Origin of the sequence: Kitasatospora sp. NPDC085879 (genome assembly GCF_040686255.1) — a bacterium.
In the GTDB taxonomy this organism is placed as follows: domain Bacteria; phylum Actinomycetota; class Actinomycetes; order Streptomycetales; family Streptomycetaceae; genus Kitasatospora.
On sequence record NZ_JBFBJZ010000054.1, the window covers coordinates 14588 to 31407 of the forward strand.

The window sequence follows — 16820 nt, forward strand, 5'->3', positions numbered from 1 at the left end:
TGGAGCACCCGTGTCCCGATCCGAAGCCCGCGTCGCCACCGACCGCCCCGGCCGCTACGGCAAGCAGCTCGCCGCCCACCTCGGGCGCCGGGTGACCGCCGACTGGTCCGAGGAGACCGGCCGCGGCACCGTCACCTTCTCGTACGGCACCGCCGCCCTCACCGCGGAGGAGGGCGGCCTGCTCCTCGTCGTCGAGGGCGAGGCCGACCGGCTCGCCGACCTCGAGGACGTGGTCGGCCGCCACCTCGTCCGCTTCGGCGCCCGCGACGAGCTGGTCGTCGAGTGGAAGCGCGACAGCGGCGAGCCCGGCCTCGTCCACCGCAACCAGGAGGAGCCGCCGGCCGCCGGCTGAGTCCGCGCCGGACCGCGGTCAGCCGCGGCCCGCCTCCCACCGCGGTGGCGGGCCGCCCCCGTCCGCCGGCACGCGGGGCAGTACACGGTCCATCAGCGGGACCGCCGCCCACAGCGTCAGGCCGGCCAGGCACCAGCTGGCGAGCACGTCCAGCAGCCAGTGGTAGTCGCTCCACACCAGACCGGCCCCCACTCCCAGGCAGAGCATCGCGGTGCAGGCGTACAGCGCGACACGGGCGTCGCGCCCGAGCGTGCCGCCCAGCAGCAGCGCCGCCGTGCCGTAGGCGATCGCCGAGGTCGCGGTGTGCCCGGACGGGTACCAGCCCCACTGGTCCGGCGCGAGCGGCAGCCCGTACGGACCGGGGCGGGCGAACCACGCCTTGGCCGGCACCACCAGCAGCGGGACCAGCGCGGCGGCCGCCACGGCGAGCGGGACCGGTAGCCACCAGCGCGCCGGTGCGTCGCTCCGCCGCCGTCGCTCCGCCGCCAGCGCCGCGGCGGCCAGCAGCACCGGAACGGCCGGCACCGCGCCGCCCAGATCGGACAGGCCGGCGCCGAGATGGTTGAGCAGCGTGCTGCGGAACGCGTGCCGCAGCTCGTGGACGGCGTGTCGCGTTCCGGTGTCCAGCCCGAGCAGTGGCCCGTCCGCCGCGACCTGCCAGGAGATCAGCACCAGCAGCACCACGAGCACCATGGGCATCATGGGCACGACAACAGACGAAAGCCGCCCCGGAGCAGGGGGGAGAGCTCCGGGGCGGCCGAGGTGATCGCCGCTCCGCACGACCCGGGGGGTGTGGGCCGGGCGGTCGGTCGATCGGTCTGGATGTTCAGCCGCCATTGCCGGGGCGGCCGAGGATGTCGCTAAGGGTTGCGGCTCGCTGTCCATCTGTCATGACAGTACGTCAAAGGCAGTGCCGCGCAGGAGGTGCGCAAGCGGTTTCGCACAGCATCTTCACCACCGGGAGTACAACCTCCACGCGCCGGTGCCCGTCCCGCGTCCGCCCCCCCGCGGGCCGGGGTGCGGAGAACACGGAGCGGCCCGGTCCTGGTCGGACCGGGCCGCTCGCAACGGGGCGCTGTCCACCGCCCCGGGACCGTCAGACGCCCGCGAAGGCGCCCTCGATGATGTCCAGGCCCTCGGTGAGCAGGTGCTCGGGCATCACCAGCGGCGGCAGGAAGCGCAGCACGTTGCCGTAGGTGCCGGCGGTCAGCACCACCAGGCCCTGCGCGTGGCAGGCCTTCGCCACCGCGGCGGTGACCTCCGGGTTGGGCTCCTTGCCGCCCGACTTCACCAGCTCGATCGCGACCATCGCGCCGCGGCCGCGGACCTCGCCGATCACGTCGAACTTCTCCTGCATCGCCCGCAGGCGGCCCAGCATGATCTCGCCGATGCGCTGCGCCTTGGCGTTGAGGTCCAGCTCCTTCATGGTCTGGATCGAGCCGAGCGCGGCGGCGCAGGCCACCGGGTTGCCGCCGTAGGTGCCGCCCAAGCCGCCGGCGTGCGCGGCGTCCATGATCTCGGCGCGGCCGGTGACGGCCGCCAGCGGCAGACCGCCGGCGATGCCCTTGGCGGTGGTGATCAGGTCCGGGACGACGCCCTCGTCCTCGCAGGCGAACCACTGGCCGGTGCGGCAGAAGCCGGTCTGGATCTCGTCCGCGACGAAGACGATGCCGTTCGCCTTCGCGTACTCCACGATGGCCGGCAGGAAGCCCTTCGCCGGCTCGATGAAGCCGCCCTCGCCCTGGATCGGCTCGATGATGATCGCCGCGACGTTCTCCGCGCCGATCTGCTTGTTGATCATGTCGATCGCCTGAGCGGCGGCCTCGGCGGCGCAGTTCTCCGCACCGGTCAGCCAGCGGTACGGGTACGCGACCGGCACCCGGTAGATCTCCGGCGCGAACGGACCGAAGCCCTGCTTGTACGGCATGTTCTTCGCCGTCAGACCCATGGTCAGGTTCGTGCGGCCGTGGTAGCCGTGGTCGAACACCACGACGGCGGTGCGCTTGGTGTACGCGCGGGCGATCTTCACCGCGTTCTCGACGGCCTCGGCGCCGGAGTTGAACAGCGCGGTGCGCTTCTCGTGGTCGCCCGGGGTCAGCTCGTTCAGCTGCTCGGCCACGGCCACGTAGCCCTCGTACGGGGTCACCATGAAACAGGTGTGCGTGAAGGCGGCCAGCTGCTCGGACGCCTTGGCGACGACCGCCTCGGCGCTGTTGCCGACGTTCGTCACGGCGATGCCGGAGCCGAAGTCGATCAGGCTGTTGCCGTCCACGTCCTCCAGTACGCCGCCGTTGGCACGGGCCACGTACACGGGGAGGGTGGTGCCGACACCCGCCGCCACCGCACCGAGCTTGCGAGCCTGCAGCTCCTGCGACTTCGGGCCGGGGATCGAGGTGACCAGGCGGCGCTCCTGCAGGAGCGGGGTTGCAGCGCTCATGGCGGGTTTCTCCATATCTCAGTGCTCGGTCCTCGAAGGCTACGACCGCGCCCGCAACCCGAGCATGCGCCACTCGGGAGCAGTGAGCCGTCCGAATTGTCCGGCGCGGCCAGCGCGCCCGGTTCACCGGACGCGCGCCCCTGCTCCACTACATTGAGCGCGGGCGTGTCGCCGGACCGGTGGCATGGGTATGGCAATGCCGGTGGTGGGACAGGGAGTGGGGCCGGGATGGAACTGGACGGCACTCGGGGGCGGCAGACGCCACAGGCGCAGCGGACATCGACCGTCCCCCCGCAGCGGACCCTCCCCTTCGACCTCGCCGCATGGGCCACCGAACCCCGCCCCGACACCCCGCCGGGCATCTTCCGCCTCGGCCACCACCCCCACGACGAGACCCGCGCCGAACAGGCCGCCGTCTCCGCCCGCCCCCTCCTCCTCCGCGCCGCCCTCAACCTCGCGGTGGCATGGTTGGCGTTCGTCTACGGGCGCGCTCTCTGCCTGAACCTGTTGGCGTACGTGGTGAACCGGTTGGAGATCGGCACCCGGCTGTCGGACGGCCACGGCGGCGTGCAGTACGTCGTGCCGGCCGGCCAGCGCGACCTGATCGCACTGATCGTCAACGTGCTGTTGCTGGCCGTCGTCATCCGGCTGTTCGGCCGCATGGGCCGCTGGAAGGAGATCTACCGCCGCTACGCCAAGCCGCTGCTCGCCCGCACGGTGACCCAGGAGGAGGCCCCGGCCGACACCGGGTCCCCCGGCCAGGAACCGGACACCGACCCCTGGCACGGCCTGCGGGGTGTGGCGCCGCAGGCGGCGCGGCGGTTGGAGGCCGAGCCGGTCGGCGACGTCGACTACGCCCGGATCCGGCACGCCTGGGAGACGGTGCTGGCCGACCCGGAGCTGCTGCCGGCCTTCGCCGAGCAGGTGGAGGTGCGCGGCGCCGCCGCCTGCGCCCACCCCTCCGAGGCCCGCGACCTGCCGGGCCGCGCCGGCCGCCACGACCTGCTGACCCGTCAGGTCCGCCTCGGCGCCGCGCAGAACGTGGTGAAGAACCCGCCCGCCCACCGCAGCGCCGGCTTCGCACTGGACCCGCAGCTGCTCGGCACCTCCCTGCTGGCGGTCGGCCCGGCCGGTACCGGCAAGACCGCCCGGCTGGCCCGCCCGGTCGCCGAGGCGCTCTGCCTGCAGGCGCTGGCCGGCACCGCCTGCGCGGTGGTGATCGGCGCCGCCGAGGCCGACCTCGGCCCGGACGCCTGGTACGACGTGGTGATCGCGCCGGGCGACCCGGAGTCCCCGTACGGCCTGGACCTGTACGGCGCCGCCGCCGACCCGGACGAGGCCGCGGCCCGGCTGGCCGACGCGCTGCTCCCGGACGAGCTGGCGGCCCGCGCCGAGGCCGCCCGCACCGCGCTGCAGCAGGTGGTCGGCCCGTTCCACGCCGCACACGGCCGCTATCCGGCGGTGCGGGAGCTGCGGGCGCTGCTCGGCGGCGACCCGGACGCCTGGGCGGTGCTGCGCAAGGCGCTGCAGGCCGGCGGGCTGCTGGCCGTGCACGAGGGCGACCTGCAGCACCGCGAGAGCCGGCACGGCCGGGTCGACGACCCGGGCACGCTGCTCGCGGACCGGCTGGCGCTGCTGGACCGTCCGGCCTTCGCGCGCAGTTTCGCGGGCGGGCCGGACGCGCTGCCGCCGTTCGCGATGCGGGCGCTGGAGCATCCGCTGCGGGTCCGCGTGAAGCTGCCGGAGCGCAGCCACCCCGAGGTCGCCCGGATGCTGTCGCGGCTGGTGGTCGCCCAGTTCGTGCAGGCCGCGTCGGCGCGGGCGGAGCGTTCCCTGTTCGCCGGCCTGGTGGTGGACGACGCCTCGGCGGCGGTGGACGCGCAGATCGTCCGCGGCCTGCAGCGGATGCGGGGGGCGAACGCGGGCGCGGTGCTGCTGCTGCGCACCCTGGTGGACCTGCCGGAGCCGTTGCGGGCGCCGCTGTTCGGTGCGGTGGGCTGCCGGATGGCCTTCCCGGGGATCGCCCCCTGGGACGGCCGGCTGTTCTCCGAGGCCTGGGGCACCCACCTGGTGACCGAGACCGCGGTGACGCACACCCCGGACACCTCCGGGGGCCTGGTGCGCAAGGCCGCCCGGGCGGGCCGCAAGGCGCTCTCGGGGACGACCGCGCAGACCGAGTCGGTGACCACCCGGGACGTGGAGCGGCACCGCTGGTCGCCGTCCGACCTGGCGCACGCGCTGCCGAGCGGGCACGCCGTGGTGTCGCTGACGACCGTCGACGGGGAGCAGGTCCCGCCGCTGCTGGTGGATCTGCGGGACTGACCGCCGGGGAGCGGGGGCCGGACTCCGCGGCGGAGGATTCCGTGCTGCCGCTTGTCCGGGCCGTACATAATGGAGGAAGCCCCCCGAACCCCTCACCTGCGCGGTCGCAACGGCGCGACCGTGTCGTACCAGCGAAGGTGCCATGCCCCCCACACTCGCCTCCGTCGTCCGCAACAGTGCGCTCCATCTGACCGTGCTGGCCGGTTCGGACCACTTGGAGCGCCAGGTCCGCTGGGTGCACACCAGCGAGCTCGACGACCCGACGCCCTTCCTGGAGGGCGGCGAGCTGCTGCTCACCACCGGCATCAAGCTGGGCAAGACCGCGTCCCGGCTGCAGGCGTACGTGCACCGGCTGGCCGACGCCGGGGTGGTCGGGCTGGGCCTCGGTGTCGGCCTGTCGCACACCGAGGTACCGCAGGCGCTGGTCGAGGCCGCCGCGCAGCGCGGGCTGCCGCTGCTGCGGGTCCCGGAGGCGACGCCGTTCATCGCGATCAGCAAGGCGGTGTCCGCCGCACTCGCGGCCGAGCAGTACGAGGCGGTGACCACCAGCTTCGAGGCGCAGGAGGAGCTGACCCGGGCGGCGCTCGGCAAGGACGGCACGACGGCGGTGGTGCGCCGGCTGGCGGCCCGCCTCGGCGGCTGGGCGGCGCTGTACGACGGCTCGGGCGCGCTGTCCGCGGTCGCGCCGGACTGGGCGGCCCGCCGGGCCGGCCGGCTGGCGGCCGAGGTGGACCGGCTGCGCAGACGTCCCGCGCCGTCGAGCGCGGCGCTGCAGGGCCGTTCGCCCGGCATCGACACCGCCGACGAGGACTTCGTGGTGGTGCAGTCGCTGGGCGCCGACCGCCGCCCGCGGGGCTTCCTCGCGGTGGGCACCGAGGACCGGATCACGCCGACCGAGCGGTACGTGCTGAACGCGGCGGTGGCGCTGCTGACGCTCACCCTGGAGCGCTCGCGGGAGCTGCGGGAGGCCGAGGAGCGGATGGGCGCCGCGCTGCTGCACATGGTGCTGGCCGGCGAGGTGGCGACCGCCCGGCAGGTGTCGGCAGGCCTGTTCGGCGGTCTGCCGGACGGCGAGGCCCGGGTGCTGGTGGCCGGCGCGGGCAGTGGCCCGGAGGCCGCGGAGACGCTGAGCGAGCTCGGCGACCGGGCGGAGCAGGCCGGCGGCCGGGTCGGCGAGCGGCTGCTGGTCTCCCGGGAGGACGGCCCGCACGGGCCGCGCCTGCTGGTGCTCGCCCAGGACAACGGCGCCGCCCACCGGGCCTGCCTGGGCGCGGTCGAGGAGCACGAGGGCCTGGCGATCGGCGTCTCCGCGCCGACCGCGCTGGAGGACGCCGGCACGGCGTACGCCCAGGCCGAGCGGGCGCTCGCGGTGGCACTGCGCGGCGGCCGCCGCTCGGTCGACCACGAGGAGGTCGGCGCCGGGTCGCTGCTGCCGCTGCTCGGCGAGGAGGCGGTGACGGCCTTCGCCGAGGGGCTGCTGCGGCCGCTGCGCGAGCACGACCGGACGGCCCGCGGCGACCTGGTGGCCAGTCTGCGGGCCTGGCTGTCCCGGCACGGCCAGTGGGACGCGGCCGCCGCCGACCTCGGCGTGCACCGGCACACCCTGCGCTACCGGATGCGCCGGGTCGAGGAGCTGCTGGGCCGCTCGCTGGACGACACCGACGTCCGGATGGAGCTGTGGCTGGCCCTGCGCGCCGGCGAGGAGTGACCGGCCGCTGGGTGTGATCGGCCGCTGTGCGTGACCGTCCGCGGCGGGTGAACCGGCCGCGCCCGGGCACACTGTGCCGCCGCACCGGAGCACAACGCGCCAATGTGTACGACGGCCCGCGGCGGCCACTCCGCGGTGTCCAATCCGGTTGGTGTTCCGGCCGCCCTACCGTGGGCTGGTGTCCACCAATCGAGGAGAAGGGCCGGTACGACCGTGACCACCACCCATGAGTTCTGGCTGGCCGGCCGCCGGGCGAGCGGCGAGTCGGACTTCGAGGTCCGCCACTCGTTCGACGGCAGCCTGGTCGGCAAGGTCAGCGTCCCGACCGACGCGCAGGTCGAGGAGGCGGTCGCCGCCGCCGCCGCGGCCGCGCCGGCCTTCGCCGCGACCCCCGCGCACGTCCGCGCGGCCGCCCTGGACCACGTGTCCAAGCGGCTGGCCGAGCGCACCGAGGAGATCGCCCGCCTGATCACCGCCGAGAACGGCAAGCCGATCAAGTGGGCCCGCGGTGAGGTCGGCCGGGCCGTCTCGGTGTTCCGCTGGGCCGCCGAGGAGGCGCGCCGCACCAACGGCGAGACCATGCGTCTGGACACCGACCCGGGCGGCGCCGGCCGTTTCGCGGTGGTGCGCCGCTTCCCCAAGGGCGTCGTGCTGGGCATCGCCCCGTTCAACTTCCCGCTGAACCTGGTGGCGCACAAGGTCGCCCCGGCGATCGCGGTCGGCGCCCCGATCATCCTCAAGCCGGCCCCGGCCACTCCGCTCTCGGCGCTCGTCCTCGGCGAGATCCTGGCCGAGACCGACCTGCCGGTCGGCTCGTGGAGCGTCCTGCCGGTGCCCAACGAGAAGATGCCGGCCCTCGTCCAGGACGACCGGCTGCCGGTCATCTCGTTCACCGGCTCCGACAAGGTCGGCTACCAGATCATGGACTCGGTGCCGCGCAAGCACGTCACCCTGGAGCTCGGCGGCAACGCCGCAGCCGTGGTCCTCGCCGACTGGAACTCCGAGGCCGACCTCGACTGGGCGGCCACCCGGATCGCGATGTTCTCCAACTACCAGGGCGGCCAGTCCTGCATCTCGGTGCAGCGCGTGATCGCCGACGCCTCGGTCTACGACGCGCTGGTCGAGAGGATCGTCGCCAAGGTGCAGGACCAGGTCACCGGCGACCCGGCGGACGACGCCGTGGACGTCGGCCCGCTGGTCGACGAGAACGCCGCCAAGCGCGTCGAGTCCTGGGTGGACGACGCGGTCGCCAAGGGCGCCAAGGTGCTCACCGGCGGCATCCGCGAGGGCGCGACCTACGCCCCGACCGTGGTCGCCGACCTCTCCGACGACGCGATCCTCGCCACCGCCGAGGTCTTCGGCCCGGTGCTCTCGCTGCACCGGGTGAACTCCACCGACGAGGCCTTCGCCGCCGTCAACGACTCCGCCTTCGGCCTCCAGGCCGGCGTGTTCACCCGCGACGTGCAGGCCGCCTTCCGCGCCCACCGCGAGCTCCAGGTCGGCGGTGTGATCATCGGTGACGCGCCGTCCTACCGCGCCGACCAGATGCCGTACGGCGGCGTGAAGGACTCCGGCGTCGGCCGTGAGGGCGTCAAGTACGCGATGGAGGACTTCACCTACGAGCGCGTCCTGGTGCTCACCGGCCTGGACCTCTGACGTCCTGCCGACCCGACGCCCCGTCACCGCTTCCCGGTGGCGGGGCGTTTCCCTGCCTTGACAGCCCCCCGGAGGGGGCGTAGTCCGGAAAGGGAGGAAGGGAGGTCGACCATGCTCGGCGACCTCATCGGAGAGGAACAGGCACAGGTCACCGGTCAGCGGGTGGTCCGCAGCGACCACGGGCTGCCGCCCGTCGTGGAGACCTCGTTCACCGGCACCGGCCAACTGCTCGGCGTCACGATCAACGACATGGGCAGCTACACCGGACGGCTGCGCCCGGACGGCACCCTGTACGGCGAGGGGCAGGGCGTCATCATGAGCCCGACCGGCGCGCACGCCTCCTGGCAGGGCGGCGGGGTCGGCCGCTTCACCGAGGGCGGCGGCACCAGTTGGCGCGGCACCATCGTCTACAGCAGCGACTCGCCCGAGTTCGCGGACCTCAGGGGCGTCGCGGGCGCCTTCGAGTGGGAGGTCGCCGCGGACGGCAAGGCGGTGGGGAAGATCTGGGCCTGGAAGTAGCCGCACGCAGCACCCCGCACGCCGCGACCCGGTGACGGGCCCGCCGCGCAACAGCCGCCCGCCGCACAACACAGGCCCCACCGCACGACACAATGGGGGGCATGAACTCGCTCGCCCACCCCCAGCTCCGTTTCACCCCGGCGGTCAAGGACCCGGACGGCCCGAGGGAGCTCGTGATCCTCGGCTCCACCGGCTCGATCGGCACCCAGGCCATCGACGTGGTGCTGCGCAACCCCGGCCGCTTCCGCGTGGTGGCGCTGTCCGCCAACGGCGGCCGGGTCGGGCTGCTCGCCGAGCAGGCCCTGAGCCTCGGTGTGCGCGCGGTCGGGGTGGCCGACGAGAGCGCCGTCCCGGCGCTGCGCGAGGCACTCGAGGCCGGCGCCGCAGGCCGTCCGCTGCCGGAGATCCTGGCCGGTCCGGACGCCGCGACCGAGCTGGCCGCCATGGAGTGCCACTCCGTGCTCAACGGCATCACCGGTTCGATCGGCCTGCGGCCGACGCTGGCCGCGCTGGAGGCGGGCCGGGTGCTGGTGCTCGCCAACAAGGAGTCGCTGATCGTCGGCGGCCCGCTGGTGAAGGCCGTCGCCGCGCCCGGCCAGATCGTGCCGGTCGACTCCGAGCACGCCGCGCTCTTCCAGGCGCTCGCGGGCGGCACCCGGGCCGAGGTCCGCAAGCTGGTGGTGACCGCCAGCGGCGGCCCGTTCCGCGGGCGCAGCCGGGCCGAACTGGCCGGGGTGACGCCGGCCGACGCGCTGGCCCACCCGACCTGGGCGATGGGCCCGGTGGTGACGATCAACTCGGCCACCCTGGTCAACAAGGGCCTGGAGGTCATCGAGGCCCACCTGCTCTACGACGTGCCCTTCGACCGGATCGAGGTCGTGGTGCACCCCCAGTCGGTCGTCCACTCGATGGTCGAATTCACCGACGGCTCCACCCTCGCCCAGGCCAGCCCGCCGGACATGCGGATGCCGATCGCGCTCGGCCTCGGCTGGCCCGACCGCGTCCCGGACGCCGCCCCCGGCTGCGACTGGACGAAGGCCGCGACCTGGGAGTTCTTCCCGCTCGACGACGAGGCCTTCCCGGCCGTCGCGCTCGCCCGCGAGGTCGGTGGCCTCGGCGGCACCGCCCCCGCCGTCTTCAACGCGGCGAACGAGGAGTGCGTGGACGCCTTCCTCGGCGGCCGCCTGCCCTTCACCGGGATCGTGGACACTGTGGCGAAGGTCGTCGCCGAGCACGGCACCCCCGCGCGGGGAACTTCGCTCACGGTCGCGGACGTCCTCCAGGCGGAGGACTGGGCCCGCGCCCGGGCCCGCGAGCTGGCGGCGGGCTGACGGACGGCACCACGGACGGCGAGCGGATCGGCGACGGCATGGCGGAGGGCGAGCGGTGAACAATCTGATGTGGGTGCTGGGCATCCTGATCTTCGTGGTCGGGCTGCTGTTCTCGATCGCCTGGCACGAGCTGGGGCACCTCTCCACCGCCAAGCTGTTCAAGATCCGCGTCCCGCAGTACATGGTCGGATTCGGCCCGACCGTCTGGTCCCGCAAGAAGGGCGAGACGGAGTACGGCATCAAGGCGATCCCGCTCGGCGGCTACATCCGGATGATCGGGATGTTCCCGCCGGGCGCGGACGGCCGGATCACCAAGCGCAGCAGCTCGCCCTGGCGCACCATGATCGAGGACGCCCGGGAGGCCTCCTACGAGGAGCTGAAGCCCGGCGACGAGCACCGGCTCTTCTACACCCGCAAGCCCTGGCAGCGGGTGATCGTGATGTTCGCCGGCCCGTTCATGAACCTGATCCTCTCGGTGGTCCTGTTCCTGTTCCTGTTCATGGGCATGGGCGTGCAGATGGCGGTGCCCACCGTCTCCACCGTCAGCCAGTGCGTGGTCAAGGCCGGCCAGCCCACCGACACCTGCCCCGCCGACGCCCCGAAGTCCCCGGCGAACGTGGCCGGGCTGAAGGCCGGCGACCGCTTCGTCTCCTTCGACGGCGACGAGATCCACAGCTACAAGCAGTTGCAGGCCGACATCCGCAAGTCGCCCGGCAAGCAGGTGCCGATCGTCGTCGAGCGGGACGGCACGCGGTTCACCCTGACCGCCGCCATCACCAGCAACACCGTCAACCCCGTGGACGGCGACGGCCGCACCGTCAAGGGCGCCCCGGTCACCGCCGGCTTCCTGGGCTTCACCCCGACCACCGGCGTCGTCCGGATGAGCCTCGGCGAGTCCACCCACGAGATGTACTCGATGGCCGAGCACGGCGTCTCCTCGCTGGTCGCCCTGCCCGGCAAGATCCCCGGCCTGTGGCACGCCGTCGTCGACGGCACCCCGCGCTCCACCGACGACCCGATCGGCATGGTCGGCGCCGCCCGCCTCGGCGGCGACGTCTTCGCGATGGACATCCCGGCCACCCAGCAGATCGCCTTTTTCGTCCAGCTGCTGGCCGGCATCAACCTCTCGCTGTTCCTGTTCAACATGCTGCCGCTGCTCCCGCTGGACGGCGGCCACATCGCCGGCGCCGTCTGGGAGTCGGTGCGCCGCCGCCTCGCCGGGCTGCTCAAGCGGCCCGATCCCGGCCCCTTCGACGTCGCCAAGCTGATGCCCTTCGCCTACGTCGTGGCGACGGTCTTCATCTGCTTCACCGTCCTCGTCATGGCCGCCGACGTGGTCAACCCGGTCAAGCTCAACTGACCGCCGCCCGGCCGCCCGCGGCCCGGCCCGGCACTGCCGGATGTGCTGGGGCCCGCGGGCGTGCCGTACCGTTGTGTGCCGGGTGCGACCTCATCGACGCGCCCGGCCCGGCCCGAGCAACCCGGCCGGCTCACCGACCTCACCCAGGGGAACCCTGCGCACATGTCCGCGATCTCGCTCGGTATTCCGTCCCTGCCGCTCAAGCCGCTCGCCAAGCGCCGCTACTCGCGTCAGATCATGGTCGGCAACGTCCCGGTCGGCGGCGACGCCCCGATCTCGGTCCAGTCGATGACCACCACGCTGACCTCCGACGTCAACGCCACCCTCCAGCAGATCGCGCAGCTCACCGCCTCCGGCTGCCAGATCGTGCGGGTCGCCGTCCCCTCCCAGGACGACGCCGACGCGCTGCCGATCATCGCCAGGAAGTCGCAGATCCCGGTGATCGCCGACATCCACTTCCAGCCGAAGTACGTCTTCGCCGCCATCGAGGCCGGCTGCGCGGCCGTCCGGGTGAACCCGGGCAACATCAAGGCCTTCGACGACAAGGTCGGTGAGATCGCCAAGGCCGCCAAGGACGCCGGCGTCCCGATCCGGATCGGCGTCAACGCCGGCTCCCTCGACAAGCGCCTGCTGGAGAAGTACGGCCGGGCCACCCCCGAGGCGCTGGTCGAGTCCGCGCTCTGGGAGTGCTCGCTGTTCGAGGAGCACGACTTCCGCGACATCAAGATCTCGGTCAAGCACAACGACCCGGTCGTGATGATCGACGCCTACCGGCAGCTCGCCGCCGCCTGCGACTACCCGCTGCACCTCGGCGTCACCGAGGCCGGCCCGGCGTTCCAGGGCACCATCAAGTCCGCCGTCGCCTTCGGCGCGCTGCTCGCCGAGGGCATCGGCGACACCATCCGGGTCTCGCTCTCCGCCCCTCCGGCCGAGGAGATCAAGGTCGGCATCCAGATCCTGGAGTCGCTGAACCTGCGCCAGCGCGGCCTGGAGATCGTCTCCTGCCCGTCCTGCGGCCGCGCCCAGGTCGACGTCTACAAGCTCGCCGAGGAGGTCACCGCCGGCCTCGAGGGCATGGACGTCCCGCTGCGCGTCGCGGTCATGGGCTGCGTCGTCAACGGGCCCGGCGAGGCCCGCGAGGCCGACCTCGGCGTCGCCTCCGGCAACGGCAAGGGCCAGATCTTCGTCAAGGGCGAGGTCATCAAGACCGTCCCGGAGTCGAAGATCGTCGAGACCCTCATCGAGGAGGCCCTCAAGCTGGCCGAGCAGATGCAGGAGGAGGGCGCCCCCTCCGGCGCCCCCGTCGTCGTCGCCGCCGAGTGACCGGCGGCCGCCGCTGACCGCACGGGCCGTCCGCCGCGCCCCCGCGCCCCTCGTCCAGGGGCGGCGGGGGTGTACGGACGGCCCTCGTGTTCCCTGCCGCGGCGTTCGGGGGAGTAGGGTGCGGCAGAAGTCCCGTGGGGCGTGTCTAGTGAGGTGCCTGTGCTCGATCGAGGTGTGATGCTCCCCGGCCCCTTCCAGGTCGCCCGGGCCCTGGCGGCCACCCGTGTGCTCGACGCCCCGGATCTCGACGAGGCCCTGGAGGTCCTCCACCGGAACCCGGTGGCCAACGCCTTCGTCGCCACCCGGGTCGAGGCGGTCGGCCTCGATCCCTGGCGGCTCGGTGGCGAGCTGTGGGGCTGGTACGGCGAGGACGGCCGGCTGGAGTCGCTCTGCTACGCCGGCGCCAACCTCGTCCTGGTCGAGGCCGGGTCGGAGGCCGTCCGGGCCTTCGCCGAGCGCGCCCGGCGGCAGGGCCGCCGCTGCTCCTCCATCGTCGGCCCCGCCGGCCCCACCTCGGAGCTGTGGGCCCTCCTGGAGCGCAGCTGGGGCCCCGCCCGGGACGTCCGGGGCCACCAGCCGCTGATGGCCGCCACCGCCCCCTCCGCGGAGGTCGAGCCGGACCCGCTGGTCCGCCGGGTGCAGCGCAACGAGATCGAGACGCTGATGCCGGCCTGCGTCGCCATGTTCACCGAGGAGGTCGGCATCTCGCCGCTCGCCGGCGACGGCGGCCTGCTCTACCAGGCCAGGGTCGCCGAGCTCGTCTCGACCGGCCGCTCCTTCGCCCGCTTCTCCGAGGACGGCGAGGTGCTCTTCAAGGCGGAGATCGGCGCGGTCACCGAGGGCGCCTGCCAGATCCAGGGCGTCTGGGTCGCCCCGGAGCACCGCGGTACCGGCCTCTCCAAGGCCGGCATGGCGGCCGTCCTCGACATCGCGCTGCGCGAGGTCGCCCCGGTCGTCTCGCTGTACGTGAACGACTTCAACCTGCGCGCCAGGGCCGCCTACCGCCGGGTCGGTTTCACCGAGGTCGGCGCGTTCATGAGCGTCCTGTTCTGACCGGCACCGGATCCCGGTCTTCGCAGGTCACACCGGCCCCCCGAGTAGTAACGTCCCGGTCATGGAGCAGCTCACCGAGGTGACGATCGAAGCCATCGACCTGGCGGCCTGGGCACCGTACGCGCTGGAGGTCCAGGCGCTGGCCTTCGGGCTGACGCCCGAGGAGGTGGCGGTGCGGCTGCACATCGTCGGTCGGCACGCCCAGCAGCCCGGTGTGCTCGCCCTCGGCGCGATGAGCGGCGGCCGGCTGGTCGGCTTCGGCTACGGGATGCCCAACTCCCGTGAGCACTGGTGGTCCACCGTCATCCAGCCCTACCTGGAGGCCGGCGGGTACGGCGACTGGCTGGACGGCGTCTTCGCCGTCACCGAGCTCCACGTGTTGCCCGCCTACCAGGGTCGGGGCCTGGGCAGCGCACTGATCCGCGGCCTGTGCGACCGCTCCGGGCGGGACCGCAGCATCCTCTCCGCGATCGACGCGGAGACCCCGGCCCGCCGGCTCTACCGCTCCCTCGGCTACCACGACCTCGCCCGGGCGGTGCGCTTCCCCAACACCGTCCGCCCGTACGCGGTGATGGGCGCGCGGCTGCCGCTCGCCGCGGTTCACAGCCAGGCGGCGAACTCCAGGTAGAGCTCCGCCGCGTCCCGGTCGCCCACCGACAGGCTCCACAGGCCGGCCTCCACCGTGCGGAACAGCGTCCAGCCGCGCAGCCGGTCCCGGTCGACCTCCAGCGCGTCGGAGAGCTGCCGCAGGCGGCGCCGGACGGCCGCCCGTTGCCCGGGCGAGCCGGCCAGGGTGTCCATCCGGTCCTGGGCCAGCCTGGCGAGGTCCCAGGCGCGCTCGCCGACCACCGGCTTGGGGGCGATCGCCAGCCACGGGGAGCGGTCGGCGGCCAGGACGTTGCCGTGGTGGAAGTCCCCGTGCAGCAGGAACCGCTCGGGCTCCGAGCCGGCCAGCGCGGCCGCCGTCTCCAGCGCCTCGTCGATCAGCGGCCCGGCCGGCCCGGCGCCCGGCAGCGCACGGCGTTCCGTGATCCGGTCCGACAGTTCGGCGGCCACGTCCACCACCAGCCGGAACGGGTGCCCCTCCGCGGGCGGCACCCACAGCCGCTGCAGCAGACCGGTCGCCTCCAGCATCGCCTTGGCCTCGGCGAGCGAGCGCAGCGGGATGTCGCCGTGCAGCCGCTCCAGCAGCAGCACCCCCGCCGCCGGATCGGCGTCGATCAGCAGCACGGCGCCGCGGCCTGCCCAGTGCCGCAGCGCGGCGTGCTCCCCGTCGGTCTCCGGCGTCACCAGCCCGGCCTTGAGGACGGCCGGCGCCAGGTCGTCGTTCCGGTGCACGAAGGCGACCAGGCTGATCGGGCCGCCCGGGTCGGCGACCCGCTCCAGGGTCAGACCCCAGCGGTCCAGCCGATCGGCGACCAGGCCCGGCAGGTCGGCCAGCCAGGCCGTCCCGGCCTCGCCCGCCCAGGCCCGCACGGTGTCCGCGAGCCGCTCGGGAACGGGGATCTGCTGGCCTGGCAGTGCCGACATGGTGGCCTCTCGCTCGGTGCGCCCCGACGCGGCGCCGCCCGTCCATTGTCGGCCATCGACGGGAAGCCGCTGGTCAGGCGCTCGGCGACGCGCTCGCGCCCGGGGCGGCGCTCGCCCCGTCGGCCGCGTCCTGGCCCGCCGAACCGGGCAGCCCCGGCAGCGCCGACAGGTCGGCCCCCCAGTGCGCGGCGCGCAGCGCGGTCTCCCGCAGCGCGGTGGCGGCGGTCTGCCGCTGCGCCCCGCCGGTGGCGGCGACGGCGTCCGCCCAGACCGCGGTCAGCTGCGTCTCGATGTGTGCGGCGAGCCGGCCGGCGGCGGCCGCGTCGGTGACCGCGAACGGCAGGCGGTAGCCGGCCGCGGCGGCGGTGGGCGTGGCGCCCGCCTCGTCGAGCTCCCGCTGCAGGGCGTCCCGGCCGGCCTGGTGCGCGGCGTACGCGGCACGGGCGTCGTCCCGCTGCGGGCCGGGCGCCGACCGGGCGCCGACCACGCCGTAGCCGTAGACCGCCGCGTGCTCGGCCGCCAGCGCCGCCTGCAGGGCGGCCACGGCACCGGTCGGCAGCGGTGCCGGACGGGTACCCGCCGACCCCGACGCCGACCCCGACGCCGACCCCGACACCGATGCGGACGCAGCCGCAGCCGCAGAAGCAGCCGCCGAGGGCGTGGCGGACGGGGATGGCGAGGCGCCGGCGGTGGGAGCGGGCGGCGCGATCGGCCCGGAGTCGCCGAGCGCGCGGGCGTGCAGCGCACCGGAGGCGGCGACCGCGGCCAGCAGCCGGGCCAGCTCGGGGGAGGCCGCTTCCAGGTCGGCCAGCCGGGCGACGGCGGTGCGGCGCTCGGCGGCGGCCAGCTCGGCGACGCTCGCCGCCGGTCGGGACGCGGTCGGCGAGGGTGAGCCGCCGGCGGATGCCGAGGCGGGGCGGGACGGCGAGGCGGGGCCGGACGGTGAGGCGGAGGGCAGCCCGGCGGCGAACGCGGCCCGGTGCTCCTCGACGTCCGCGCGCAGCTCCCGCAGCTCCGCCGCCCGGGCGGCGCCCGGCCCGGCGATCACCGTGTCGTAGGAGGCGAGCAGGGCGTCCGTGGCGGCCACCGCGCGCACCCGCAGCGGGAGGTCCGGATCGGGTCGGCCGGTGCGGTCGGCGTCCCGGTGGTCCTCGGTGCAGCCGGCCGCCAGCAGCGCGCCGGCCAGCGCGCCGAGGGCCAGGACGGTCCGCCGGGTGGGGGACGGCATC

Annotated in this window: 14 protein-coding genes; 10 read left to right on the plus strand and 4 right to left on the minus strand. The window is 74.4% G+C overall.

Annotated features, from left to right (window positions below; genetic code table 11):
* The first annotated feature begins 10 nt into the window (after positions 1–10).
* Entirely contained in the window at positions 11–352 is a 342-nt protein-coding gene (locus AB0P35_RS31045) for a DUF2218 domain-containing protein (protein ID WP_363517433.1), read from the plus strand.
* Positions 353–370: 18 nt separating this feature from the next.
* On the opposite strand, the gene AB0P35_RS31050 is transcribed toward AB0P35_RS31045, so the two are convergent.
* Complete coding sequence (locus AB0P35_RS31050) at positions 371–1054, minus strand: phosphatase PAP2 family protein (protein ID WP_363517484.1); 684 nt, start codon at positions 1052–1054, stop codon at positions 371–373.
* Between the two features lie 394 nt (positions 1055–1448).
* Positions 1449–2789, minus strand: a complete 1341-nt coding sequence (gene gabT / locus AB0P35_RS31055) for a 4-aminobutyrate--2-oxoglutarate transaminase (RefSeq protein ID WP_363517436.1) — start codon at positions 2787–2789, stop codon at positions 1449–1451.
* A 228-nt stretch (positions 2790–3017) separates the two neighbouring features.
* On the opposite strand from gabT, the gene AB0P35_RS31060 reads away from it, so the two are divergent.
* From AB0P35_RS31060 to AB0P35_RS31100, 9 genes are all read left to right on the plus strand, one after another.
* The gene (locus AB0P35_RS31060) at positions 3018–5111 is read left to right on the plus strand and encodes an ATP-binding protein (protein WP_363517438.1); all 2094 of its coding nucleotides are present in this window, start codon (positions 3018–3020) and stop codon (positions 5109–5111) included.
* Between the two features lie 142 nt (positions 5112–5253).
* Positions 5254–6819, plus strand: a complete 1566-nt coding sequence (locus tag AB0P35_RS31065; RefSeq protein WP_095874797.1) for a PucR family transcriptional regulator — start codon at positions 5254–5256, stop codon at positions 6817–6819.
* 213 nt (positions 6820–7032) lie between these two features.
* A complete protein-coding gene (locus AB0P35_RS31070) occupies positions 7033–8475 on the plus strand; it encodes an aldehyde dehydrogenase family protein (protein ID WP_363517440.1) in 1443 nt (480 codons plus the stop codon).
* A 111-nt stretch (positions 8476–8586) separates the two neighbouring features.
* A complete protein-coding gene (locus AB0P35_RS31075; protein WP_095874799.1) occupies positions 8587–8994 on the plus strand; it encodes a hypothetical protein in 408 nt (135 codons plus the stop codon).
* A 101-nt stretch (positions 8995–9095) separates the two neighbouring features.
* Positions 9096–10325, plus strand: coding sequence for a 1-deoxy-D-xylulose-5-phosphate reductoisomerase (dxr, locus tag AB0P35_RS31080; RefSeq protein WP_363517442.1), 1230 nt, complete (start codon positions 9096–9098; stop codon positions 10323–10325).
* A gap of 55 nt (positions 10326–10380) precedes the next feature.
* A complete protein-coding gene (locus AB0P35_RS31085; RefSeq protein WP_095874801.1) occupies positions 10381–11685 on the plus strand; it encodes a site-2 protease family protein in 1305 nt (434 codons plus the stop codon).
* Between the two features lie 162 nt (positions 11686–11847).
* The gene (gene ispG / locus AB0P35_RS31090) at positions 11848–13008 is read left to right on the plus strand and encodes a flavodoxin-dependent (E)-4-hydroxy-3-methylbut-2-enyl-diphosphate synthase (RefSeq protein ID WP_363517446.1); all 1161 of its coding nucleotides are present in this window, start codon (positions 11848–11850) and stop codon (positions 13006–13008) included.
* 177 nt (positions 13009–13185) lie between these two features.
* Positions 13186–14061, plus strand: a complete 876-nt coding sequence (locus tag AB0P35_RS31095) for a GNAT family N-acetyltransferase (protein ID WP_363517486.1) — start codon at positions 13186–13188, stop codon at positions 14059–14061.
* Between the two features lie 61 nt (positions 14062–14122).
* A complete protein-coding gene (locus AB0P35_RS31100; protein ID WP_095874804.1) occupies positions 14123–14689 on the plus strand; it encodes a GNAT family N-acetyltransferase in 567 nt (188 codons plus the stop codon).
* Here the strand turns inward: AB0P35_RS31100 and AB0P35_RS31105 are convergent.
* On the minus strand, positions 14662–15591 hold the full coding sequence (locus AB0P35_RS31105) for an aminoglycoside phosphotransferase family protein (RefSeq protein ID WP_363517448.1): 930 nt from the start codon (positions 15589–15591) through the stop codon (positions 14662–14664). The genes AB0P35_RS31100 and AB0P35_RS31105 overlap by 28 nt on opposite strands.
* A gap of 73 nt (positions 15592–15664) precedes the next feature.
* A complete protein-coding gene (locus AB0P35_RS31110) occupies positions 15665–16150 on the minus strand; it encodes a DUF4439 domain-containing protein (protein ID WP_363517489.1) in 486 nt (161 codons plus the stop codon).
* Positions 16151–16820: the final 670 nt, after the last annotated feature.

Coding starts and splice junctions, on each gene's coding strand:
- AB0P35_RS31050 (WP_363517484.1), bottom strand. CDS start 1,054: ATGATGCCCATGGTGCTCGTGGTGCTGCTGGTGCTGATCTCCTGGCAG.
- gabT (WP_363517436.1), bottom strand. CDS start 2,789: ATGAGCGCTGCAACCCCGCTCCTGCAGGAGCGCCGCCTGGTCACCTCG.
- AB0P35_RS31060 (WP_363517438.1), top strand. CDS start 3,018: ATGGAACTGGACGGCACTCGGGGGCGGCAGACGCCACAGGCGCAGCGG.
- AB0P35_RS31065 (WP_095874797.1), top strand. CDS start 5,254: ATGCCCCCCACACTCGCCTCCGTCGTCCGCAACAGTGCGCTCCATCTG.
- AB0P35_RS31075 (WP_095874799.1), top strand. CDS start 8,587: ATGCTCGGCGACCTCATCGGAGAGGAACAGGCACAGGTCACCGGTCAG.
- dxr (WP_363517442.1), top strand. CDS start 9,096: ATGAACTCGCTCGCCCACCCCCAGCTCCGTTTCACCCCGGCGGTCAAG.
- ispG (WP_363517446.1), top strand. CDS start 11,848: ATGTCCGCGATCTCGCTCGGTATTCCGTCCCTGCCGCTCAAGCCGCTC.
- AB0P35_RS31095 (WP_363517486.1), top strand. CDS start 13,186: ATGCTCCCCGGCCCCTTCCAGGTCGCCCGGGCCCTGGCGGCCACCCGT.
- AB0P35_RS31100 (WP_095874804.1), top strand. CDS start 14,123: ATGGAGCAGCTCACCGAGGTGACGATCGAAGCCATCGACCTGGCGGCC.
- AB0P35_RS31105 (WP_363517448.1), bottom strand. CDS start 15,591: ATGTCGGCACTGCCAGGCCAGCAGATCCCCGTTCCCGAGCGGCTCGCG.